The sequence below is a fragment of the uncultured Bacteroides sp. genome (genome assembly GCF_902472605.1).
Taxonomy (GTDB): domain Bacteria; phylum Bacteroidota; class Bacteroidia; order Bacteroidales; family Bacteroidaceae; genus Phocaeicola.
In genome coordinates, this window is the sequence record NZ_CABROP010000033.1 from 14889 (window position 1) to 37502 (window position 22614).

General features: G+C 49.5%; 19 protein-coding genes and 1 tRNA gene. 16 read left to right on the forward strand and 4 right to left on the reverse strand.

From position 1 onward, the window contains the following. Positions 1-6 precede the first annotated feature (6 nt). The 5 genes from RDP42_RS08830 (at position 7) to RDP42_RS08850 (ending at position 5029) form a co-directional block, all read left to right on the forward strand. Positions 7-864, forward strand: coding sequence for a DUF4348 domain-containing protein (locus tag RDP42_RS08830; protein ID WP_308763372.1), 858 nt, complete (start codon positions 7-9; stop codon positions 862-864). 5 nt (positions 865-869) lie between these two features. Next, positions 870-1895 (forward strand): UDP-N-acetylmuramate dehydrogenase, encoded by a 1026-nt coding sequence (murB, locus tag RDP42_RS08835; protein ID WP_308763373.1) that lies wholly within the window; start codon positions 870-872, stop codon positions 1893-1895. Then, positions 1892-2689, forward strand: coding sequence for an MBL fold metallo-hydrolase (locus tag RDP42_RS08840; RefSeq protein ID WP_308763374.1), 798 nt, complete (start codon positions 1892-1894; stop codon positions 2687-2689). Before murB ends, RDP42_RS08840 begins: the two co-directional genes overlap by 4 nt. 108 nt (positions 2690-2797) lie before the next feature. Next, positions 2798-4336: a glycine--tRNA ligase gene (locus RDP42_RS08845; RefSeq protein ID WP_308763375.1), complete on the forward strand. Its 1539-nt coding sequence runs from the start codon at positions 2798-2800 to the stop codon at positions 4334-4336. An 18-nt stretch (positions 4337-4354) separates the two neighbouring features. Continuing rightward, positions 4355-5029, forward strand: coding sequence for an FKBP-type peptidyl-prolyl cis-trans isomerase (locus RDP42_RS08850; RefSeq protein WP_308763376.1), 675 nt, complete (start codon positions 4355-4357; stop codon positions 5027-5029). Between the two features lie 71 nt (positions 5030-5100). Here the strand turns inward: RDP42_RS08850 and RDP42_RS08855 are convergent, their stop codons facing one another. Further along, the gene (locus RDP42_RS08855) at positions 5101-5874 is read right to left on the reverse strand and encodes a lytic transglycosylase domain-containing protein (protein WP_308763377.1); all 774 of its coding nucleotides are present in this window, start codon (positions 5872-5874) and stop codon (positions 5101-5103) included. A 177-nt stretch (positions 5875-6051) separates the two neighbouring features. On the opposite strand from RDP42_RS08855, the gene RDP42_RS08860 reads away from it, so the two are divergent. The 4 genes from RDP42_RS08860 to RDP42_RS08875 all read left to right on the forward strand — a co-directional run bounded on the left by RDP42_RS08860 (position 6052) and on the right by RDP42_RS08875 (position 12017). After that, positions 6052-6465, forward strand: coding sequence for a DUF6769 family protein (locus tag RDP42_RS08860; RefSeq protein ID WP_308763378.1), 414 nt, complete (start codon positions 6052-6054; stop codon positions 6463-6465). 102 nt (positions 6466-6567) lie between these two features. Beyond that, positions 6568-7722, forward strand: a complete 1155-nt coding sequence (locus RDP42_RS08865) for an efflux RND transporter periplasmic adaptor subunit (RefSeq protein WP_308763379.1) — start codon at positions 6568-6570, stop codon at positions 7720-7722. Between the two features lie 12 nt (positions 7723-7734). Continuing rightward, a complete protein-coding gene (locus tag RDP42_RS08870) occupies positions 7735-10845 on the forward strand; it encodes an efflux RND transporter permease subunit (RefSeq protein WP_308763380.1) in 3111 nt (1036 codons plus the stop codon). After that, positions 10842-12017 carry a TolC family protein gene (locus RDP42_RS08875; protein WP_308763381.1) on the forward strand — a complete coding sequence of 392 codons (1176 nt, stop codon included), beginning with the start codon at positions 10842-10844 and terminating at the stop codon, positions 12015-12017. The genes RDP42_RS08870 and RDP42_RS08875 overlap by 4 nt, the downstream gene beginning before the upstream one ends. A gap of 214 nt (positions 12018-12231) precedes the next feature. Here the strand turns inward: RDP42_RS08875 and RDP42_RS08880 are convergent, their stop codons facing one another. The 3 genes from RDP42_RS08880 to RDP42_RS08890 are packed head-to-tail and all read right to left on the reverse strand — an operon-like array spanning position 12232 to position 15032. Beyond that, positions 12232-13686 carry a catalase gene (locus tag RDP42_RS08880; protein WP_308763382.1) on the reverse strand — a complete coding sequence of 485 codons (1455 nt, stop codon included), beginning with the start codon at positions 13684-13686 and terminating at the stop codon, positions 12232-12234. 40 nt (positions 13687-13726) lie between these two features. After that, positions 13727-14149, reverse strand: coding sequence for a hypothetical protein (locus RDP42_RS08885; RefSeq protein WP_308763383.1), 423 nt, complete (start codon positions 14147-14149; stop codon positions 13727-13729). Beyond that, on the reverse strand, positions 14124-15032 hold the full coding sequence (locus tag RDP42_RS08890; protein WP_308763384.1) for a hypothetical protein: 909 nt from the start codon (positions 15030-15032) through the stop codon (positions 14124-14126). The genes RDP42_RS08885 and RDP42_RS08890 overlap by 26 nt, the downstream gene beginning before the upstream one ends. 103 nt (positions 15033-15135) lie before the next feature. On the opposite strand from RDP42_RS08890, the gene RDP42_RS08895 reads away from it, so the two are divergent. From RDP42_RS08895 to RDP42_RS08925, 7 genes are all read left to right on the forward strand, one after another. Next, on the forward strand, positions 15136-16026 hold the full coding sequence (locus tag RDP42_RS08895; RefSeq protein WP_308763385.1) for a LysR substrate-binding domain-containing protein: 891 nt from the start codon (positions 15136-15138) through the stop codon (positions 16024-16026). Between the two features lie 127 nt (positions 16027-16153). Then, complete coding sequence (gene metA, locus RDP42_RS08900) at positions 16154-17077, forward strand: homoserine O-succinyltransferase (RefSeq protein ID WP_308763386.1); 924 nt, start codon at positions 16154-16156, stop codon at positions 17075-17077. Positions 17078-17079: 2 nt separating this feature from the next. Then, positions 17080-18921, forward strand: a complete 1842-nt coding sequence (locus RDP42_RS08905; RefSeq protein ID WP_308763387.1) for a U32 family peptidase — start codon at positions 17080-17082, stop codon at positions 18919-18921. Then, positions 18918-19874 (forward strand): hypothetical protein, encoded by a 957-nt coding sequence (locus RDP42_RS08910; protein ID WP_308763388.1) that lies wholly within the window; start codon positions 18918-18920, stop codon positions 19872-19874. The genes RDP42_RS08905 and RDP42_RS08910 overlap by 4 nt, the downstream gene beginning before the upstream one ends. A gap of 56 nt (positions 19875-19930) precedes the next feature. Then, positions 19931-21574, forward strand: coding sequence for an ABC-F family ATP-binding cassette domain-containing protein (locus tag RDP42_RS08915; RefSeq protein ID WP_299174321.1), 1644 nt, complete (start codon positions 19931-19933; stop codon positions 21572-21574). Positions 21575-21697: 123 nt separating this feature from the next. Next, positions 21698-21773 (forward strand) — tRNA-Lys (locus RDP42_RS08920). 148 nt (positions 21774-21921) lie between these two features. Then, a complete protein-coding gene (locus tag RDP42_RS08925) occupies positions 21922-22488 on the forward strand; it encodes a Crp/Fnr family transcriptional regulator (RefSeq protein WP_308763389.1) in 567 nt (188 codons plus the stop codon). Positions 22489-22614: the final 126 nt, after the last annotated feature.

The following is a 22614-nucleotide window of genomic DNA, read 5'->3' on the forward strand; positions in this document are numbered from 1 at the left end:
AACCAAATGAAAAGACTAATCATTGGATGCTGTTTGCTGATGCTGATGGTATCGTGCGGCGGTGGAAAGAAGAAAACAGATCCGTTCGCTGCCTTGACTGAACAAATTGATTCTATAAAAGTACATCCGGATTCCATTCAGGACTCCACTGTAGTGGTAGAAGAGCAGATTCCTGCGGCTGCAGACGAAAGTTTTGCAGATTTCTTTTATAATTTTGCTTCCGATGCAAAGTTCCAGCTGTCGCGGGTGGTATTCCCATTTTCCGAATATAAAGGGAAACAAGTGACCCGTATTCAAAAAGCAGATTGGAAGTTTGATCCTCTGTTCAGTCGTGAACCGGCTTATACCGTTCTTTTCGACAAGGAAGAAGACATGGAGATAGAAAAGGATACCAGTTTGCATAGTGTGCAGGTAGATTGGATTTTCCTGACAGACCGCAGGGTCAAACGTTATTATTTTCAGCGGAAAAAGGATTCTTGGTTCCTGGAAGCCATTAATGTGGAGAAGTTGCCCGACGAAGAAGACGGAAAGGAAGATTTCTATACATTCTACGAACGTTTCTCACGTGATTCTGTGTTCCAGCAGGAACGTTTGCGCGACCCGCTGAAGTTTGTGACTGCCGATCCGGAAGATGAATTCCAGATTTTGGAAACGACACTGGAGCAGGGACAATGGTTTGCTTTCCGTCCTCCAATGATGAAGGGGCGTATGACCAATGTGCATTATGGTCAGCCGGAAAATATACGTTCCGATTATAAAGTAGTGGAATTTAAAGGATTTGGTAACGGTTTCAGTAATACGCTGTATTTTGAACGCTATGGAGGCGTATGGAAACTGATGCGATTTGAAGATTTGAGCGATTGACGGATATGAAAGATTTTACAAATTATTCCTTGCTTCCTTATAATACGTTCGGAATGGATGTAAAGGCAGCTCGTTTCGTAGAATATGAGTCAGTAGATGAACTGCAGGGCTTCTTGACCGGACGACAGGAGAAGGATGCACCTCTTTTGCATGTAGGAAGAGGAAGTAATCTGCTGTTTGTGTCCGATTATTCGGGAACGGTATTGCATTCTGGTATTAAAGGTATACAAGTGGTGCAGGAAACGGAAGAGTTCGTCGACCTGCGTGTCGGAGCTGGAGAAGTTTGGGATAATTTGGTAGACTATACCGTGCAGAAAGGCTGGTATGGGGCGGAGAATTTATCGTTGATTCCCGGTGAAGTGGGGGCTTCTGCGGTCCAAAACATCGGAGCTTATGGCGTGGAAGCAAAAGATTTGATTGTCGCTGTGGAAACGGTGGCAGTAGAGAGCGGTGAGTTACGTACCTTTACGAACGAGGAATGCCATTATGCGTATCGCGAAAGCATTTTCAAGAAAGAACTGAAAGGGAAATACATTGTGACGTATGTCACGTATCGTTTGCTGAAAAAGCCGGTTTATCATCTGGATTATGGCAATATCCGTTCGGAATTGCAGAAAGAGGGAGGAGAACTCTCGTTAGCCGGTCTTCGGCAAATCATTATACATATTCGGGAAGCCAAGCTTCCAGATCCGGAAAAGATAGGAAATGCCGGAAGTTTCTTTATGAATCCCATTGTACCGGTACAGCAGTTTGAAGAGTTGCTGAAGATGTATCCGGAGATGCCTCACTACAAAGTGGATGAGACTCGGGTAAAAATTCCGGCCGGATGGATGATAGACCGTTGCGGTTGGAAAGGCAAGCATTTGGGAAGAGCCGGAGTGCACGACAAGCAGGCCTTGGTACTGGTGAACTTAGGAGGGACCACTGGCGCAGAGGTCGTGCGGTTGGCTGAGGCCATTGTCCGTTCGGTGAAAGAGAAATTTGGTATCACCATTTGTCCGGAAGTTAATTTTATTGGAGAAAAACAATGAAGGTCACAATATTAGGCAGTGGTACATCGACAGGCGTGCCGCAGGTGGGATGTACGTGTGAAGTGTGTACGAGTAAGGACCCGCATGATAACCGTTTGCGTTGTTCAGGACTGGTAGAAGTGAACGGCGTACGTATCTTGATTGATTGTGGTCCGGATTTCCGGGAGCAGATGATTCGGCTGAACGATTACCGTCCGATTGACGGAGTCTTGATTACGCACGAGCATTATGACCACGTAGGGGGACTGGATGATTTGCGGCCTTTTTGCCGTTTTCGGGATATCCCGGTTTATGCCGAGGAGTATACAGCCACTCACCTGAAGAACCGGATGCCCTATTGCTTTGCCGAAAATCTTTATCCGGGTGTGCCGCATATTCCTTTGCATTATATTGAAGCAGGAGTTCCCTTTACGGTATCGAATGCGGAAGGTAATGAAGTGGAGGTTATCCCTTTCCGGGTGATGCATGGGCAGCTTCCCATCATGGGATTCCGGATCGGGCCGATGGCTTGGATTACCGATATGTCGAAAATGCCGGAAGAGAGCTATGATTGCCTGAAAGACTTAAAGCTTTTGGTGATGAATGCTTTGCGTATAGAACCTCATTGGACGCACCAGTCCTTGTCCGAAGCGTTGGACCAAACCAAGCGTATCCAGGCCGAAAAAACGTATTTCATCCATATGAGTCATCAGGTCGGTTTGCATGCAAAAGTACAGGAACAGTTGCCTGAAAATGTCTTTTTAGCATACGATGGCCTTCAGCTTACGGTGGATGAGAACGGTAAGATGAAGTGATGCATAAGATAAATTAATATACCTATGATGCTTTTTTATTGATAAATCTGTATCTTTGTGCCCTATTAAGTAGATATTTAAGTAGAAAAAATCAAAATAATAGGAAAAATGGCACAAGAAGACGTTTTCAAGAAACTTGTTTCACACTGTAAAGAATATGGTTTTGTATTCCCGTCAAGTGAAATTTATGATGGACTGGGTGCCGTATACGATTACGGTCAGAATGGTGTGGAACTGAAAAACAATATCAAACAATACTGGTGGCAGAGCATGGTCCTGCTGCATGAAAACATTGTAGGTATCGATTCTGCAATCTTCATGCACCCTACCATTTGGAAGGCTTCCGGTCATGTAGACGCATTTAATGACCCGTTGATTGACAACCGTGATTCCAAGAAGCGCTACCGTGCCGATGTATTGATTGAAGATCAGATTGCCAAATACGACGAAAAGATAAACAAGGAAGTAGCCAAGGCTGCCAAGAAATACGGGGATGCTTTCAATGAAGCTGAATTCCGCAGCACTAATCCTCGTGTATTGGAACACCAGGCAAAGCGTGATGCCTTGCACGAACGTTATTCCAAGGCGATGAATGCCAACGACCTGACTGAATTGCGTCAGATTATTTTGGATGAAGACATTGTATGTCCGATTTCTGGTACTAAGAACTGGACCGAAGTTCGTCAGTTCAACCTGATGTTTACTACTGAAATGGGTTCTACTGCCGACGGTGCCATGAAGGTATATCTTCGTCCGGAAACCGCTCAGGGTATTTTTGTCAACTACTTGAACGTCCAGAAGACAGGACGTATGAAGATTCCGTTCGGTATTGCACAGATTGGTAAAGCTTTCCGTAACGAAATCGTAGCCCGTCAGTTCATTTTCCGTATGCGTGAATTTGAACAGATGGAAATGCAGTTCTTCGTAAAACCGGGTACTGAACTCGAATGGTTCAAGAAATGGAAAGAAACTCGTTTGAAATGGCACAAGGCACTGGGCTTCGGCGATGACCACTATCGTTTCCATGACCACGAAAAACTGGCTCACTATGCCAATGCAGCTACCGATATCGAGTTCCTGATGCCGTTCGGTTTCAAGGAAGTGGAAGGTATCCACTCTCGTACTAACTTCGACTTGAGCCAGCATGAAAAATTCTCTGGCAAGAGCATCAAGTATTTCGATCCGGAAATCAACGAAAGCTATACTCCGTATGTCATCGAAACTTCTATCGGTGTAGACCGTATGTTCCTGAGTGTGATGAGTGCCGCTTATCACGAAGAAAAGCTGGAAAACGGCGAGACTCGTGTCGTATTGAAATTGCCTGCAGCGTTGGCACCGGTGAAACTGGCTGTCATGCCGTTGGTCAAGAAAGACGGTCTGCCTGAAAAAGCTCGTGAAATTATCGATGACCTGAAATTCCATTTCAACTGCCAGTACGATGAAAAAGATTCTATCGGAAAGCGTTACCGCCGTCAGGATGCCATCGGTACCCCGTATTGTGTGACGGTCGACCATCAGACCTTGGAAGACAACTGCGTGACACTGCGTAACCGTGACACCATGGAACAGGTACGTGTGGCCATTGCAGATTTGAATAATATCATTGCAGACAAAGTCAGCATCACCAGCTTGCTGAAAACCCTGTAATCACAAATTAAACTTTACATGAACAAGAACCTGTTTTGGCTGATAGCCTTGTCGTTTGCCCTTTCTTTCGGATTTACATCGTGTGCGGAAGATACCACCGTGGAAGATCCTTATGCGAATTGGGAAGTTCGTAATGACCGTTATTTGGATTCCATTGCGGACGTAGCTCGTATGCATCCAGGCGAATGGGAAATCTATCGTAATTATAAGATTGCTAATGGAAGTACAACTCCAGGACTGGGAGGGAATTCTGTCTCTACAAATCCTTATGAAACTCCGCCCAGTGCCAATGATTCGGTGTATATGAAGATTCTGGAGCCGGGCACGGGAATTACTCCTTTGTTTACGGATAGTGTCAGTGTATATTACCGTGGCAAGCTGATTAATGGAACTGTATTCGACCAGAATTATACGGGAGATTTGGATGAAGAAATCCATGTACCTAGCCATCTGGCGATGCAGACCAAACGGACAGATGGACAATTGGTTGATGGGTTAATTGTGGGTTGGATGACTGCTTTGCAGCACATGAAAGAAGGTCAGCGGGTGGAATTGTATATTCCGGCAGATTTGGCTTATGGAGAATCCTCTCAGTCTTCCATTCCAGCTAACTCCATGCTGATTTTCGATTTGAAGTTGGAAAAGGTGATTCATCCGAAAGGAATTGAAAACTACAGCCTGAAAGTGAAGTAATTTCAGTCAGTGAAATAAAAAACGCCATGAAGAAGGCTCCTGTGGGAGCAGGCTTCATGGCGTTTTTGTTTCTATCTTCTTCGTATTTTCTTGTAGTAGTCGGGTACGGCGGTGATACCGAAATTCTCCGGATGGGTAAATAAAATTTTGATGGCCAGTAAGCGGTAGATATAGCGGTTGGTTTCTTCCACCAGTTGCAGGTCGATGGCTTCTTCCACTTTCTGTTCTTTCAGTTCCGTTCTTATGCGGGCTTGTCCGATGTTGTACGATTGTGCCACGGCCACCCAGTCGTGAAACTTGTCGTAGGCGGTACGCAGGTAGCGGCAGGCGGCATGGGTTGATTTTTCCACATCCAGCCGTTCGTCTATTTTCCTTTCTACCCGTAACCCATATTCTTTGGCCGTTTCTTTCATGAACTGCCACAGACCGAGAGCACCGACAGGAGAACGGGCTTCCGGGTTCATACCACTTTCAATCACCATCAGGTACTTGAAATCGTCGGGAATTTGATGTTCCTCCAGAATGGGTTCCACCAAGGGAAAGAAATAAGCAGCTTTTTGTTGTAGGGATTGTGAATAGCGGGACAGCGAAGCCAGTTCCCTTCTCAGTTTCCGTTTGCGGTCGGAAGGGTCCAGGTTCACCTGTTGTCCGCAAAAAATCAATACATTGGGTTCCAGTAGGCTGTCGGCCACTTCAATGCGGCTGAGGGCTATGTACGCAGGTGTTCCTTCTATTTCTTCTTCTGGAAGAGAAGGGATGGGCCTCCGGTCGGGCCCTTGTGCATAAATTGTCAGCGGAAGGGCGGGCAGCAGACAAGCCAGCAGGAATATACGACCAGATTTCATATTCACCTCTCTTTTTGCTTGCAAAGGTAATCTATTTTATAGTAAGGGTGTACGGCCGCTTCTTTAAAAAAGTTTTTCCGATACGTTGGCAAGAAAACGATTCAAATTCCAGTCTGCATACAAAACGTTGTTTTTTTCTGTATTTCTTTTTACCTTTGCGCCCGTTAGAGAAAGGGAATGAAACATCGTGTAAATGCATATTGCTTGTTGCTTGTCAGTCTGTGGGTGCTGGTGGTAGGCGTTTTTCCACATCATCATCACAACGAAGCATTCTGTGTCAGTCCGGACATGGAAACCTGCACTCCTGCGCATGTGCATGCGGAAGGAGAAACCTGCCATTGTCCCGGTGATGCCGACAAGCATACCTGCGATATCAGCTGTGTGACCCATTTCTCCTTTTCCACTCCGCATCATTCCCCGGATTTTACGCCGGATTATGCGTATTATACCCTGATTTACCTGTCGTCCGTGTGGTTGGAGGCGCCTGTCTCTGTCGAATCTACGGACTTGGCTTCCTATTATATAGAAAAACTGCATGCCCGGAGTTTCTCGGCCGTGCGGAATTTCCGTGCCCCTCCCTTTGTTGCATAAAATAGTCCCATTGTAGGGGATAGAGAGTTAGCAGTGTACTTTGCAACCAGCTTGCAGGGTACAGAAGTTATTTTTGCAACAAAATTAAAACACCGTAATTCAATGAAAAACTATATTTTGACAGGGACATTGTGTATGTTCCTATTGGGGGCGTGTGGAGAGCATGCCCATGAACATGGTGAAGAGGGACACAACCATGAAGAAGAAATGCATGCCGGAGAAAAAGCCGGTCATTCCGATGAGATTATTCTGACTCCTGAAAAAGCAAAGGCGGCAGGCGTGGAGGCCGAAGCCGTTCATGCAGGAAGTTTTCGCAATGTGATTCATACCAGTGGACAGATTCTGGCGGCCCAGGGAGAAGAAGCTACCGTAGTAGCCGCTTCTTCGGGAGTGGTTTCTTTCTCCCGGAAAATAGCCGAGGGAATGCAAGTCGGCAAGGGAACAGAATTGCTGAGCGTGTCGGCCGCCCATATCCAGGATGGCGACCCTGTGCAGAAAGCCAAGGTGGCTTATGAGAAGGCCAAGGAAGAATACGAACGGGCTCAGAAACTGGTGAGCAGCCAGATTGTGTCGCAAAAGGACTTTGCGGCCCTGCGTGAGGCCTACGAGAATGCCCGTCTCACTTATGAAGCCTTGAAGCCGAGCATGTCGGGCAAGGGAGTGTCTGTCAAGTCGCCTATCGGTGGATTTATCAAGACGTGCTTGGTGAAGGAAGGCGATTATGTAACAGTGGGCCAGCCGTTGATGACGGTGACACAGACCCGTCGGCTGGTGTTGAAGGCGGAAGTGTCCGAGCGTTATTATGCACAGCTTTCCCAGGTGGTGTCTGCCAATTTCCAAACTCCTTATAATAATAAAGTCTATAGCCTTGAGAATTTGGGAGGCAAGTTGCTTTCTTTCGGCAAGTCTTCGGGAGATACCTCTTATTATGTGCCGGTGACTTTTGAGTTCGACAACCGGGGCGACATGGTTCCCGGGTCTTTTGTGGAAGTGTACCTCTTGTCGGGTGAACGGAACGGCGTATTGAGCCTTCCGGTATCGGCCTTGACCGAGGAACAGGGTGTGTATTTCGTCTATTTGAAGCTGGACGAGGAGTGCTATAAAAAGCAGGAAGTGAAATTAGGAGCTTCCGACGGCAGCCGGGTAGAGATTCTTTCCGGTATAAAAGACGGGGATACGGTAGTGACCCGTGGCGCGATTCATGTCAAACTGGCTTCGGCTTCCAATGCCATCCCGGCGCATACACATAACCATTAAAGCGGAGGAGCTATGCTGAACAAGATTATACGATTTTCCTTACAGAACCGCTTGCTGGTACTGGTGGCAGCGATATTGTTGCTGATAGGAGGAACCTATACCGCCTTCCATACCGAAGTGGATGTGTTTCCCGACCTGAATGCCCCGACGGTGGTGGTGATGACCGAGGCCAACGGTATGGCGGCCGAGGAAGTGGAACAGTTGGTTACTTTCCCTATCGAGACGGCCGTGAATGGAGCGACCAATGTACGACGGGTGCGTTCTTCTTCCACCACGGGCTTTTCAGTGGTTTGGGTCGAGTTTGAATGGGATACCGATATCTATCTGGCCCGTCAGATTGTGTCTGAGAAGCTGGCCGCAGTGGGCGAGTCTTTGCCGGACAATGTGGGAAAGCCTACCCTGGGACCGCAGTCGTCTATTTTGGGTGAATTGCTGATTGTGGGCCTGACCGCCGATTCTACTTCCATGCAGGATTTGCGTACGCTGGCCGACTGGACCATCCGTCCGCGTCTGTTGTCCACCGGAGGTGTGGCACAGGTGGCCGTACTGGGAGGAGACATCAAGGAATACCAGATTCTGATTCATCCCGACCGGATGCGTCATTATGGGGTGACTCTGGGAGAGGTGATGGCTGTGTCGCGCAACATGAACCAGAATACCAACGGAGGTGTCATCTATGAATATGGCAACGAGTACATTGTGCGAGGAGTGCTTTCTACGGACGATGTGCATAAGCTGGGTCGGGCTGTCATCAAGACCACGGCAGAGGGAGCACCCATTACCATGGAAGACGTGGCCGATGTGCGCATCGGTTCGCAGCAGCCCAAATTGGGAGTGGCTTCCGAAAAAGGAAAGCCAGCCGTACTGCTTACGGTAACGAAGCAGCCCAACACGGGCACGATTGCCTTGACGGAACAGCTGGAGAAGGCCTTGGCCGATTTGCAGAAGAACCTGCCGAAGGATGTGAAAATCTCTACCGATGTGTTCCGCCAGTCGCGTTTTATCGAAAGCTCCATCAGCAACGTACAGGAATCGCTGTATGAAGGTGCCATCTTTGTGGTCATCGTGCTCTTCCTGTTCCTGGCCAATACACGTACGACGATTATTTCGTTGATTACCCTTCCTCTTTCCCTGGTGGTGGCCATTCTGGTACTGCACTACATGGGACTGAGCATCAATACCATGAGTCTGGGAGGTATGGCCATCGCCATCGGTTCATTGGTGGACGATGCCATTGTCGACGTGGAAAACGTGTGGAAGCACCTGCGGGAAAACAAGATGCTCCCGCTGGAAGAACGCAAGCCGGTACGCGAGGTGGTGTTCAATGCCTCGCGCGAGGTACGTATGCCGATTCTGAACTCCACACTGATTATCATTGTCAGCTTTATTCCGCTTTTCTTCCTGACTGGGATGGAAGGCCGTATGTTGGTGCCGCTGGGTATTGCCTTCATCGTGTCTTTGTTTGCTTCTACGGTGGTGGCGCTGACCCTGACTCCGGTGTTGTGCAGTTACCTGCTGGGCGGAAAAACAAAAGGAGACGGACTGCCGAAAGAAGCCTTCTTGGCCGTATGGCTGAAGAAATATTACGAACGGGCCTTGCTTTGGTCGCTGGAGCACAAGAAGACGGTGTTGGGAGGTACAGTTGCCGTGTTCGTGGTGGCCTTGGGCATTTTCTTTACGTTGGGCCACAGCTTCCTGCCGTCGTTCAACGAAGGGTCGTTTACCATCAATGTCAGCTCCCTGCCGGGTATTTCCTTGGAAGAATCCGATAAGATTGGGCGTCAGGCCGAGGAAATCCTGCTCTCCATTCCGGAAATACAGACCGTGGCCCGCAAGACGGGACGTGCGGAACTGGATGAGCATGCGCTGGGCGTGAACGTGTCGGAAATAGAAGCGCCTTTCGAGTTGAAAGACCGTTCGCATGCCGAACTGCTGGCGGATGTCCGTCAGAAACTGTCGGTCATCACGGGGGCCAACATTGAAATCGGACAGCCCATCAGTCACCGTATCGACGCCATGTTGAGTGGTACGCAGGCCAGCATTGCCATCAAGCTGTTCGGGGATGACCTGAACCGGATGTTTGCCTTGGGCAATCAGATCAAGGCGGCCATCAGTGACGTGGAAGGTGTGGCCGACCTGAACGTGGAACAGCAGATTGAGCGTCCGGAACTGAAGATTGTGCCCAAGCGGGAGATGCTGGCCAAGTATGGCATTTCGTTGCCGCAGTTCAGCGAGTTCGTGCAGGTAAATATGGCCGGTGAAGTCGTGTCGCAGGTATATGAAAAAGGAAAGACTTTCAACCTGGTAGTGCGTGCGGATGAGGCCGACCGGGGCGAGATGGACCGTGTGAAAGACCTGATGATTGACGATGCACAGGGACGGAAGATTCCGTTGTCGTACGTGGCCGATGTGGTGTCTTCCATGGGACCGAACACCATCAACCGGGAAAATGTGAAACGGAAAATCGTGATTTCGGCCAATACCAGCGGGCGTGACCTGCGCAGCGTGGTGAATGACATCCAGCGTCGGGTGGACGAGAAGATTACGTTGCCCGAAGGCTATCACATTGAATACGGCGGACAGTTTGAAAGCGAGCAGGCCGCCAGCCGTACCTTGCTGTTGACTTCCCTGATGAGCATCGTGGTCATCTTCCTGTTGCTGTACATGCAGTTCCACGATGCAGCTGAGAGCGGGGTGATTCTGTTGAACCTGCCGCTGGCCCTGATTGGCGGTGTGTTTGCCCTGTGGCTGACCACGGGTGAAGTCAGTATTCCGGCCATCATCGGATTTATCTCCTTGTTCGGTATTGCCACCCGAAACGGTATGTTGCTGGTTACTCACTACAACCTGTTGCGTGAAGAGCAGCATCTGGATGTGCGCGAAAGTATCGTACACGGTTCACTCGACCGTCTGAACCCGATTCTGATGACCGCTCTTTCGTCTGCCCTGGCCCTGATTCCGCTGGCCTTGCGCGGCGACTTGTCGGGTAATGAAATTCAGAGTCCGATGGCCAAGGTCATCCTGGGAGGCTTGCTGACCTCCACTTTCCTGAATGCCTTTGTCATTCCTATTGTGTACGAGTTAATGAACCGGAAGAAAACGACTAAAAGAACAGAAGCATGAAAAAATTTGGATGGATATTGCTGGCAGGCCTGGCTTTTTCCGGCGGGCTGCAGGCGCAGAAAATAGAAGAGGTGCTGCAATCCGTGGAGCAGCACAACAAGGAACTTCAGGCCAGTGCACACAGCATGGAGGCGGCCAAGATGGAAGTGCAGACACGGAATAACCTGGAAGACCCCAGCGTGGAGTACAGTCCGTTTTATGCAAGCAATGTGGACGGCATGGCCAGTTCGGAACTGGTGGTGACGCAGGGATTTGATTTCCCCACGCTGTATGCGGCACGCAACCGTTCTGGAAAATCGCAGAAAAACGTGCTGGACCGTCAGCAGCAGGTGCTCCGTCGTGACATTCTGCTGCAAGCCAAGAACCTGTGTCTGGACTTGATTCGGCTGAATCAGGAACAGCAGTTGCTGGCCGAGCGGATGAAGAACGCCGATGCCTTGTTGCAGTTGTTCGAGAAACGCCTGAAAGAAGGCGATGCCAATGCCCTGGAAGTGAATAAAATCAAGATGGAACGCATGAAGGTGCAGACCGAAGTGGCTCAGAACAATGCCGCACACCGTACGGCATTGCAGCAGTTGCTGGCCATGAACGGTAATATGCCGTTGGAATTTGCGGAAACGGATTATCCCAAAGTAGAGGCTATTCGGGATTATGAGACGTTGTATAACGAAGTGATGCAGTCGGATGCCGATTTGCAGGTGGCTGAGGCGACCGTTCAGGCCGCTTCGGAAGAAGTGAAGGTAAACAAGCAGAACTGGTTGCCGAAGCTGGAAGTGGGCTACCGGCGGAATACCTCGGTGGGAGAGAAGAGCAACGGTTTCCTGGTAGGAGGCAGTTTCCCTTTGTTTTCCAACCGTAAGAAACTGAAAATTGCGAAAACCCAGGCGTTGAGTGCGAACTTGCAGCGCGACAATGCCCGTCTGCAGGTGGAAGCCAAGGTACAGAGCCAGTTCAATGAGATGCAGCAGTTGCAGGAAGCTTTGAAAGCGTATGACGTACCTTTGATGCATCAGTCCCTTCGCTTACTCTACGATGCCGTGACGGCTGGCCAGTTGTCCATCATCGACTTTTATGTGGAGGCCGACAACGTATATGGTAACTTGCAAAGCTACATGACGCTGGAGAACCAGTACCAGAAGCTCATGGCCGATATCTATAAGAATCGTCTGTAAATCAGCTGTAATAAAAAGTAAAACCGCCCCTGCAAAGAGGCGGTTTTTTTTCGATGTTTTCTACGTTTCCCGTGGCCGAAACGTAGGTTTTCCACTCGAGAAACATACGTTTCCGCAGTGGGAAACGTATGTTTTTCCCGAGGGAAACGTAAAAAAGACTCCAGTGTTTCAGGGAAAAGCAGCTGGCCTTTCCCTGAAACAGCTGGGAAATCTCTTAAATTCTGTCCAACGGAATGTGAAGGGCCTGGGCCACTCCCTTGCCGTAGTTTTCATCCGCCTGCATGCAGTTCCGGATGTGGCGGAGCTTGATTTCTTCCGGAATGTCTCCCATGGCTCTGGCCGTATTCTCAAAGAGCACCTGCTGCTGGGCAGGCGTCATCAGGCGGAACAGGGCACGAGGCTGAGAATAATAGTCCGTGTCATCTTCCCGGTAATCCCACTGATAAGCTGCGCCGTCCAGTTCCAGAGGCGGTTCCTTGTATTCGCCTTGCTGTTGCCATTCTCCGTAGCTGTTGGGTTCATAGCCCAGGGTTGAACCGTGGTTGCCGTCCACGCGCATCTGTCCGTCGCGGTGGTACATGTTCAGGAAAGGACAACGGCTCCGGTTGACCGGAATCTGGTGGTGGTTGACGCCCAGACGGTAACGCTGCGTGTCACCGTAAGAGAAGAGACGGCCCTGCAGCATGCGGTCGGGCGAGAAGCTGATACCCGGCACCACGTTGGCCGGATTGAAAGCCGCCTGTTCCACGTCGGCAAAATAATTCTCCGGGTTGCGGTTCAGTTCGAGCACGCCCACCTCTATCAGCGGATATTCCTTTTGCGACCAGACTTTGGTCAGGTCGAACGGGTTGAACGGACACGCTTTGGCCTGTTCTTCCGTCATCAGCTGGATGTACATCGTCCATTTCGGGAAGTCGCCTTTTTCAATGCTTTCGTAGAGGTCGCGCTGGTGGCTTTCCCGGTCTTTTGCGATAATCGCTTCCGCTTCCGCATCGGTCAGGTTCCGGATGCCCTGCTGGGTGTGCAGGTGGAATTTGACCCACGTACGTTTCCCTTCCGCATTGATCAGGGAGAACGTATGGCTGCCATAGCCGTGCATGTGGCGATACGAAGCCGGAATGCCGCGGTCGCTCATGGTAATAGTTACCTGATGCAGAGCTTCGGGCAGTGAAGTCCAAAAGTCCCAGTTGTTGCGCGGGCTACGCATGTTCGTACGCGGGTCCCGTTTCACCGCGTGGTTCAAGTCGGGGAATTTCAGCGGGTCGCGCAGGAAGAACACCGGCGTGTTGTTTCCCACCAAGTCCCAGTTGCCTTCTTCGGTATAGAATTTGATGGCGAAGCCACGGATGTCACGTTCCGCATCCGCCGCCCCACGTTCACCGGCCACCGTAGAAAAGCGGACAAACAGTTCCGTTTCCTTTCCCACCTGTGAGAAGATGGCTGCCTTGGTGTAGGCCGTGATATCTTGCGTGACCATAAATTTTCCAAACGCTCCCGAGCCTTTGGCGTGCATACGCCGTTCGGGAATCACTTCGCGGTCAAAATGTGCCAGTTTTTCGAGAAACCACACATCTTGTAAAAGCATCGGGCCTCTTCGTCCTGCGGTAGCCACATTTTGGTTGTCGGCTACGGGTGCGCCTGAGGCAGTGGTAAGTTTCTTTTTTTCCATAAGCATTACATTTGTGATTTGAGAATAGATTAAGAAGAAGTTACAAGGTGATAAATTGGTCTAGTATTAGTTTGTCCGTATCGCTCAGCAAGCCGTTCTTGGATTGCAGGAAAGGTACGGAGGCTTTCCGGGAAATACGTAAAGTTTTCTTCATGTTTCGGAGCATGCTTCCCGTCCTGAATTTATAGGTGGTAAAAAGCAGCGTGCGATGAGGAGGCACTTGTCCTGCCATTCGTCGGCTGCAGGCTTTCCATTGCCGGTGCGGGTGCTGTCCGATGACGAAATAACCGCAGGTCCAGCATCCCGACAGCAGAAAATCCGTTTCTGCCAGTTTCTGAGGGTCGAAATCGGAAATCGCACACAGGCTGACATGCAGCCCTTTCGACCAGAGATACATTGCAATCTCTCTGGCGAAAAAGGCTGTCTTTCCTTTGTGGCTATAATATAGCACAGTTGCCTTCATGGGATTTGCAGCAACAAGATTCCTTAACCACCACCACCCGGCTGTTGGGCAGGTCGGGAATGTAGATGAAACCGTCTTTTACGGTAATGTCGGCCGGGCCAATCAGCGGCTGTTCCAGTTTTAAAGACAGAGGAGACATCTTTCCGCTGGCCAGGTCGATACGGCTCAGCTGGGCCGGTGTCCAGTTGGTGACAATCAGCGATTTTCCGTCGGAAGAGAAAGCGATGCCGTCGTATTGTCCGGTCACTTCCGTCAGTTTGCGGGCCACGGGCTGCTTCAGGTTGTCGATGCGGTAAATCACATTGGCTTCCTTGGTCACTCCGTCGGCCGGATAAGAAGCCACATACATCATTCCGTCACGTACAAGCAGTCCGTTCGGTCCGCTGATTTGCAGCCACTCTTCGGGCTGTCCCGGCTGGGCCGGATTGCTGATATCCAGGCGGAAAATACGGTCGGTGTTGGTCACTGAAGCATACAGATAGTTTCCGTCGGCTGCCAGGTCGTTGACAAACAGGTTGCCTTCGGGCAACGTAATGACTTTCGGCTTTTCTGCCTTGTCGGTCAGGTGATATACTACGATTTTATTCACATCACATACATACAGGTAGTCCTGACGGATGAACATTCCTTTGGGAGCCGACAGATTGCCGTCGGCCGGAACCATGACCTGGGTCTTTCCGTCCTTATAAAATGCGATGTATCCTTTACCTTCCGTGTTCAGCGGATTCAGTTCGGCGGTACCGAAGTTGGCCACCAGGATACCTCCTTGATACGGATAGGTACTTTCACAAAAACGAATACCTTCGTTTACTACTCCTTTTACGGTTTGTGCCGACAAGCTTATCGACAAGCAAACAAACATTGCACTGAGAATCTTTTTCATCTTTTTACGTTTATTTTTTGACAAAGTTAAATGCGAGCCAAATATTTTCTATATTTGTAGCACTCATTTTTCCGATAACATTCATAGGCAGAAACGATAAGAAATGGAACTCCGTCAGTTGAAATATTTTAAAGCGGCTTGCGAATTGCAGAATTTTTCGGAGGCAGCACGTGCGTTGTTTATTTCGCAAAGTACACTTTCCCAACAGATTAAGCAGTTGGAGGAAGAACTGGATGTGTTGCTTTTCGACCGCATCGGGAAGCGTGTAGTCCCTACGGAGGCCGGATTGGCTTTCCTGCCTTATGCCACCAAGGCCCTTTACGATGCGGAAGACGGGAAACAGATTATCCGTGATTTGAAAGGGATAGAGACCGGAGTGCTTCACATCGGGGTGACTTATAGCATGAGTCCCCTGCTGATTGCGGCGCTGGGTCGGTTCACGAAAACCTATCCGAAGGTGAAGGTCGATATCAGTTTCGCCACCTCGGAAGAATTGCTGGAACGGTTGGAAGCCAATCACTTGGATTTTGTGTTGTCTTTCAAGCCCGAAGGCACCTCGGAAGGGTTTGAAACCTTACCTTTGTTTTCTTCCCGCCTGAATTTCATTGTGCACCGCTCGCATCCGTTGGCCGGACTTTCTTCCATTACGCTGAAGCGGCTGTGCGAGACTCCGTTGGTGTTGCCGGGACAGGGCTTTGCTACCCGGAAGAAGGTGGACGAACTATGCCGTACCCAGCACTTGGAACTGACGGTAGGGGTAGAAATGAACGATGTGCATACCATTATCCATACCTTGCGGGAAGGATATTGGGCTACGATTCTGACGCAGGCTGCCGTGCGCGGAGAAGAAGATTTGGTGCAGATTCCTATCTTGTGTGCCGATGCGTTGGCCTCTGAAGGATGTCTGTTCTGGGCGCAGGGAAACTACCGGAAAAAGTCGGCGCTGGCGTTTGCCGATTTTTTGCAGAAGGCGGTCGGAAACGGGGGAGAATGAGCAGCCGGAGCATGTCGGCGAGTTTAAAAAATGATAAGGACAAAAAAAGATGGACGGCTCTTCCCCGTAATCCGTGCTGAATTATTAACTTTGCCCTTTGATAGAAAATAAACAGAAACACAGCAATATGCCATTAAATTTACCCGATAAACTGCCTGCAATCGAGTTGTTGAAGCAAGAGAATATTTTCGTGATTGACAATTCGCGGGCCAGCTCGCAGGACATCCGTCCGTTGAAGATTGTCGTACTCAACCTTATGCCGCTTAAAATAACGACAGAAACCGATTTGATTCGTTTACTGTCCAACTCTCCTCTTCAGATTGAGGTGAGCCTGATGAAGCTGAAAAGCCATACTTCAAAGAATACGCCGGTGGAGCACATGAAAGCGTTCTACCGTGATTTTGAACTGATGAGAAACGAAAAGTTCGACGGAATGATCATTACCGGAGCCCCGGTGGAACACCTGAATTTTGAGGATGTCAATTACTGGGACGAGGTGACGGAGATTTTTGACTGGACTCGTACCCATGTCACTTCCACCTTCTATATCTGCTGGGCGGCACAGGCCGGCTTGTATTATCATTACGGCATCCCGAAGTATCCGTTGGACAAGAAAATGTTCGGCATCTTTGAACACCACATCTGCAAAGGCTTCGAGCACCTGCCCATCTTCCGTGGATTCGACGACGTGTTCTATGTGCCTCATAGCCGTCACACCGAAGTCCGTCGGGAAGACATTGAAAAATGCAAGGATTTGCAGATTATTTCCGAGTCACCCGAGTCGGGTGTACACATCGTAATGGCCCGTGGCGGACGTGAGTTTTTCGTGACCGGTCATTCGGAATATTCTCCTTACACGCTGGATACGGAATACCGTCGTGACCTGGGCAAAGGCCTGCCCATTGAAATGCCGCGTAATTACTACCGCGACAACGATCCGGAAAAAGGACCGCTGGTGCGCTGGCGGAGCGTGGCCAACCTGTTGTTCTCCAACTGGATGAACTATTATGTATACCAAGAAACTCCTTACGATATCAATCAGATAAAATAAGCATGATCAGACAACGTCCTATCGAACTGCTTGCCCCGGCCAAGAACCTGGAGTGCGGCATGGAAGCCATCAACCATGGGGCCGATGCGGTGTACATCGGTGCCCCGCGTTTCGGCGCACGTGCCGCTGCCGGCAACTCATTGGAAGACATTGAGGCCCTGGTGCGTTATGCCCATTTGTATCGCGTACGCATCTACGTGACTGTCAATACCATCCTGAAAGAAGAGGAACTGGCAGATACCGAGAAAATGATTTGGGATTTGTACCGGGTGGGGGTGGATGCCCTCATCGTGCAGGACATGGGAATCACCCGCCTGAATCTGCCCCCGATTCCGCTGCATGCCAGTACGCAGATGGACAACCGTACGCCGCAGAAAGTGAAATTTCTGGCCGAGTCTGGTTTCCGTCAAGTGGTATTGGCCCGTGAGCTGACGCTGGACGAGATTGCAAAGATTCATGCCGCCTGTCCGGATACGCCGCTGGAGGTATTCGTACACGGCGCCTTGTGCGTGAGCTACAGCGGACAGTGCTACGTGAGTCAGGCATGTTTCGGCCGCAGTGCCAACCGTGGAGAGTGTGCGCAGTTCTGCCGCCTGAGCTTCGACATGGTGGATGCGGACGGGAAAACGATTGCCCGTGGCAAGCATCTGCTTTCGCTGAAAGACATGAACCAGAGTGACAACCTGGAAGCCTTGCTGGATGCGGGCGCTTCTTCGTTGAAGATTGAGGGACGCTTGAAGGACGTGGCCTATGTGAAGAACGTGACCGCCTATTACCGCCAGAAACTGGATGCCATCCTGAAGCGCCGGAAAGAATACGTGCGGGCTTCGTCCGGTACCGTCCGTCTGGCTTTTCGTCCGCAGCTGGACAAGAGTTTCAGCCGGGGATTTACCGATTACTTCCTGCACGGGCGTACGCCGGATATATTCTCTTTCCATACGCCGAAGTCGTTGGGCGAGGAAATGGGCGTGGTGAAAGAAGTGCGCGGCAACTATTTCACGGTGGCCGGAGTGAAACCTTTCAGCAACGGCGACGGACTCTGCTATTTGGATGAACAAGGCAAGTTGCACGGTTTCCGGGTGAACCGGGTGGAGAACAACAAACTCTATCCGCAAGAGATGCCTCGTCTGCGTCCGAAGACCAAAATCTACCGCAACTTCGACCAGGAGTTTGAACGGGTGATGCAGAAAAAGTCGGCTGAACGGAAGATAGCCGTATCCATGCTGTTCGAAGAAAACAACTTCGGGTTTACCTTAACCCTGACCGACGAAGACGATAACTGCATCAGCGTGACGCTGCCGGCAGAAAAGACACTGGCACGTACCCCTCAGGCCGAAAACCTGAAGAATCAGTTGGGCAAGTTAGGCAACACCCCGTTTGAATTGGAGAAACTGAATATCTCCTTGTCGGCGGACTGGTTTGTACCTTCTTCTGCCTTGGCCGATTTGCGGCGGAATGCGGTGGAAAAGCTGCTGGAAGCCCGCCGCATCAACTATCCGCAGGAAAGGGTACGGTTCCCGAAAACCACGCATGCGTTTATCGTGGGCGACTTGACCTACTTGGGCAATGTGATGAATACGAAGGCACAGGCCTTCTATCACGACCACGGGGTGAAGCGCATCGAACCTGCTTTTGAGAAAGAACCACGGACCGATGCCGTGCTGATGTTCTGCAAGCATTGCCTGCGCTACAGCATGGGCTGGTGTCCGGTACATCATAAGGTGAAATCGCCCTACAAAGAACCTTACTACCTGATAAGTACGGACGGACGGCGATTCCGCTTGGATTTCGACTGTAAAGTCTGTCAGATGAAAGTGTCATTGGATAATCAGAAGTCAGAATGAAATACGCGGGTTATATTTTAGGGGTTGTATGTTTGCTGTTGTGTGTGACGGCCTGCCATTATCGTACCTCTTTGTCTTCAGTGGAAAAAGAGAGTTCGAAAGACTCAGTGGCAGCAGTGGTCAGAGAGCGTCCATACGCCTTGAACAGCAATTTCCGGGTCACTACCGATACGCTTTGGCTTCATCAGCTCCCCTTGCTCGATTCTATTCCGGTAAGGGAAGGAGATGAACTGGTGGTAGCCGAGATTACCGCCCGTAAAGAAATGGAAGGCGACTCGGTGTGGGTGAAAGTGGCCCGCGACCAGGAAACCATCGGATGGGTTCCCGAACGCCAGTTGCTGTCGCACATCGTCCCCGTAGACCCTATTTCCCGTTGCATTCATCTGTTCAGTAACTCCCATGCCCTGCCGTTCTTTTTAGTATTGGCTGTGTTCTTCCTCTGCTTCGTGTACCGTGCCTTGCGGCGCAAGCAGATTAAGCTCATCTGGCTGAATGACATCGACAGTGTGTTTCCCATTACCCTGTCGTGGTTGATGGCGGCGGCAGCCACGTTGTATAACAGCATGCAGCATTTCGTGCCGGAAACCTGGGAGCGGTATTATTATGACCCTTCGCTGAATCCCTTCGACCTGCCTTTCGTTTTGGGACTGTTCGTGCTCAGCGTGTTCCTTATCCTGTTGCTGGGGGTAGCCTTGCTGGATGACCTGTTTCATCAGACGACGATGGAAGTAGCCTTTTTCTATCTGCTGGGACTGGCTTCCTGCTGCATTTTCTTGTATATCTTTTTTACCTACTTGTGGGTGTATCTGGCTTATGTGGCTTTTATCGCTTATTCCGTGTGGTGCGTCCGGCGCTTGCGCAAGGCCAACAGTTATCCCTACGCCTGTGGAGCCTGCGGTGCCAAGATGAGGTCGAAAGGCATTTGTCCGCACTGTGGCGCCTTGAATGAGTAATAATCCGCATAATTTTGTAATTTTGCACCTTTCAAAAATTTAAAACCCTACATAATATGATTAGTATAGATGGACTGACCGTGGAATTCGGAGGGACCACCTTGTTTAGTGACCTGAACTTTCAGATTAACGAAAAAGACCGTATTGCCCTGATGGGAAAAAATGGAGCCGGCAAATCCACGCTGCTGAAAATACTGGCCGGTGTGCGCCAGCCTACGCGGGGAAAAGTGACCGCCCCCAAGGACTGTGTGATTGCCTATCTGCCGCAGCACCTGATGACGGAAGACGGGAGGACGGTGTTCGAAGAAGCTTCTCAGGCTTTTGCCCATCTGAAGGAGATGGAGGAAGAGATTGAGCGGATGAACAACGAACTGGCCACACGGACGGACTATGAAAGTGATTCTTATATGGCCCTGATAGAGAAAGTGGCTTCGATGAGCGAGAAGTTTTATGCCATCGACATGACACATTTCGAGGAAGACGTGGAGAAGGCTTTGTTGGGACTGGGTTTCCTGCGGGAAGATTTCAACCGTCCGACCAGCGATTTCAGCGGAGGGTGGCGGATGCGCATCGAGCTGGCCAAGCTGCTGCTCCAGAATCCGGATGTGTTGCTGCTGGACGAGCCGACCAATCACCTGGACATCGAATCCATCCAATGGCTGGAAGATTTCCTGATTAACAGTGCCAAGGCGGTGGTGGTCATCAGCCACGACCGGAAGTTTGTGGACAACATCACGACCCGTACCATCGAAGTGACCATGGGACGGATTTACGACTATAAGGTGAATTACTCCCAGTACCTGGTGCTGCGGAAGGAACGCCGCGAGCAGCAGATGAAGCAATACGAAGAACAGCAGAAGATGATTCAGGAGACCAAGGACTTCATTGAACGTTTCAAGGGCACTTACAGCAAGACCTTGCAGGTGCAGAGCCGGGTGAAGATGCTGGAGAAACTGGAACTGATAGAAGTGGACGAAGAAGATACCTCGGCCTTGCGCTTGAAATTCCCTCCTTCACCACGCAGCGGAAACTATCCGGTCATCATGGAAGGAGTGGGAAAGACGTATGGCAACCACGTGGTGTTCAAGAATGCCAACCTCACCATTGAACGGGGCGACAAGGTGGCTTTTGTGGGAAAGAACGGAGAAGGTAAGTCTACCCTCGTGAAGTGCATCATGAATGAAATAGACTATGAAGGTACGCTGACGCTGGGCCATAACGTGCAGATTGGGTATTTTGCACAGAACCAGGCTTCGTTGCTGGACGAGAACCTGACGGTGTTTCAGACCATTGACGATGTGGCTAAGGGAGAAATCCGCAATAAAATCCGGGACTTGTTAGGAGCCTTCATGTTCGGTAGTCCGGAAGCCTCGATGAAGAAGGTCAAGGTGCTGTCGGGAGGAGAACGTACCCGTCTGGCCATGATCAAACTGTTGTTGGAGCCGGTCAACCTCTTGATTCTGGATGAGCCGACCAACCACTTGGACATGAAGACGAAGGATATCCTGAAACAGGCGTTGATGGATTTCGACGGCACCCTGATTGTGGTATCGCACGACCGTGATTTCTTGGACGGGCTGGTTACGAAGGTGTATGAGTTCGGTCACCAGCGTGTGAAGGAACACTTGTGTGGCATCTATGAGTTTTTGGAGACCAAGAAACTGGAAAGTTTGCAGGAATTGGAGCGTAAAAACGTCTGAAAAGGCCCTTTGAAAAGAAAAAACGGCTTTTTTGAGAAAAAAGTTTCCAAATGTTTTGCAGGTTTAAAATAAGTTACTACCTTTGCACTCGCAATCGGGGAATGACCGATGCGACAAAGGATTGATTCGCTAGCTCAGCAGGTAGAGCACAACACTTTTAATGTTGGGGTCTTGGGTTCGAGCCCCAAGCGGATCACCAAAGAGAGGCCTTCAGTTTTGAAGGCCTTTTCTTTTTTGTTTTCTTTTATTTTCTCTTGTTTTCTTTTGTTCTGTCCTTGTCTAAATCAATTATTTTTGTGTCGTTAATTCTCTATTAGGGGCTTGTTTCATGAATTATTCAATGCAAAATGGGCAATTTTAATTCTTTCATCGACAAATTAGACATGGAATTCTGGCATGAGATTTGTGCTAAGAACGGTAAACTGTGCCATTACAAAAAGGGAGAATTCTTTGTACGGCGGGGAGATGTTATCCGATATGCGGGAATCGTCCAACAAGGATATTTTAAATATGTTGTAACAGATTCAAAGGGCAACGAACATATAACCAGTTTGGCACTCCCAGGAAAGATTGTCGGTGACTATTTAAGTATTACACAAAAAATACCATGTATGACCAGTATTGTTGCTGCAACAAACGTGGAGGTTCTGGTATGTGACTGTGATATACTCAATAAAGTATTCAATGAGGACAGAGAGCTACATCAGCTATTTTCAGATTCATTGTTTCATAATTGTTATACGGAATATCTGGATATGCACCGTTTATCACCCAAAGAACGCTATATCGCTTTATTGAAAAGATGTCCTGATATTCTTCAAGAAATTACGATTGGAGAAGTTGCCTCTTATTTGAATGTTACACCCACTTATCTCAGCCGTATCCGCAAGGAAATTACTTTTGAGAACAAATGATTTTATCAGATGAACGAGTTCAATACATACCTCAATAACTTAGACTATTCTTTTATAACAGATTTATGTAAAAGGAAAGGGAAACTACAGACTTATCGTAAAGGAGATTTTTTTATCCGTCAGCAT

Bases quoted from the DNA above. Each gene is read 5' to 3' on its own strand.
- RDP42_RS08830 (WP_308763372.1), top strand. From the start codon at position 7: ATGAAAAGACTAATCATTGGATGCTGTTTGCTGATGCTGATGGTATCG.
- murB (WP_308763373.1), top strand. From the start codon at position 870: ATGAAAGATTTTACAAATTATTCCTTGCTTCCTTATAATACGTTCGGA.
- RDP42_RS08840 (WP_308763374.1), top strand. From the start codon at position 1,892: ATGAAGGTCACAATATTAGGCAGTGGTACATCGACAGGCGTGCCGCAG.
- RDP42_RS08845 (WP_308763375.1), top strand. From the start codon at position 2,798: ATGGCACAAGAAGACGTTTTCAAGAAACTTGTTTCACACTGTAAAGAA.
- RDP42_RS08850 (WP_308763376.1), top strand. From the start codon at position 4,355: ATGAACAAGAACCTGTTTTGGCTGATAGCCTTGTCGTTTGCCCTTTCT.
- RDP42_RS08855 (WP_308763377.1), bottom strand. From the start codon at position 5,874: ATGAAATCTGGTCGTATATTCCTGCTGGCTTGTCTGCTGCCCGCCCTT.
- RDP42_RS08860 (WP_308763378.1), top strand. From the start codon at position 6,052: ATGAAACATCGTGTAAATGCATATTGCTTGTTGCTTGTCAGTCTGTGG.
- RDP42_RS08865 (WP_308763379.1), top strand. From the start codon at position 6,568: ATGAAAAACTATATTTTGACAGGGACATTGTGTATGTTCCTATTGGGG.
- RDP42_RS08870 (WP_308763380.1), top strand. From the start codon at position 7,735: ATGCTGAACAAGATTATACGATTTTCCTTACAGAACCGCTTGCTGGTA.
- RDP42_RS08875 (WP_308763381.1), top strand. From the start codon at position 10,842: ATGAAAAAATTTGGATGGATATTGCTGGCAGGCCTGGCTTTTTCCGGC.
- RDP42_RS08880 (WP_308763382.1), bottom strand. From the start codon at position 13,686: ATGGAAAAAAAGAAACTTACCACTGCCTCAGGCGCACCCGTAGCCGAC.
- RDP42_RS08885 (WP_308763383.1), bottom strand. From the start codon at position 14,149: ATGAAGGCAACTGTGCTATATTATAGCCACAAAGGAAAGACAGCCTTT.
- RDP42_RS08890 (WP_308763384.1), bottom strand. From the start codon at position 15,032: ATGAAAAAGATTCTCAGTGCAATGTTTGTTTGCTTGTCGATAAGCTTG.
- RDP42_RS08895 (WP_308763385.1), top strand. From the start codon at position 15,136: ATGGAACTCCGTCAGTTGAAATATTTTAAAGCGGCTTGCGAATTGCAG.
- metA (WP_308763386.1), top strand. From the start codon at position 16,154: ATGCCATTAAATTTACCCGATAAACTGCCTGCAATCGAGTTGTTGAAG.
- RDP42_RS08905 (WP_308763387.1), top strand. From the start codon at position 17,080: ATGATCAGACAACGTCCTATCGAACTGCTTGCCCCGGCCAAGAACCTG.
- RDP42_RS08910 (WP_308763388.1), top strand. From the start codon at position 18,918: ATGAAATACGCGGGTTATATTTTAGGGGTTGTATGTTTGCTGTTGTGT.
- RDP42_RS08915 (WP_299174321.1), top strand. From the start codon at position 19,931: ATGATTAGTATAGATGGACTGACCGTGGAATTCGGAGGGACCACCTTG.
- RDP42_RS08925 (WP_308763389.1), top strand. From the start codon at position 21,922: ATGGGCAATTTTAATTCTTTCATCGACAAATTAGACATGGAATTCTGG.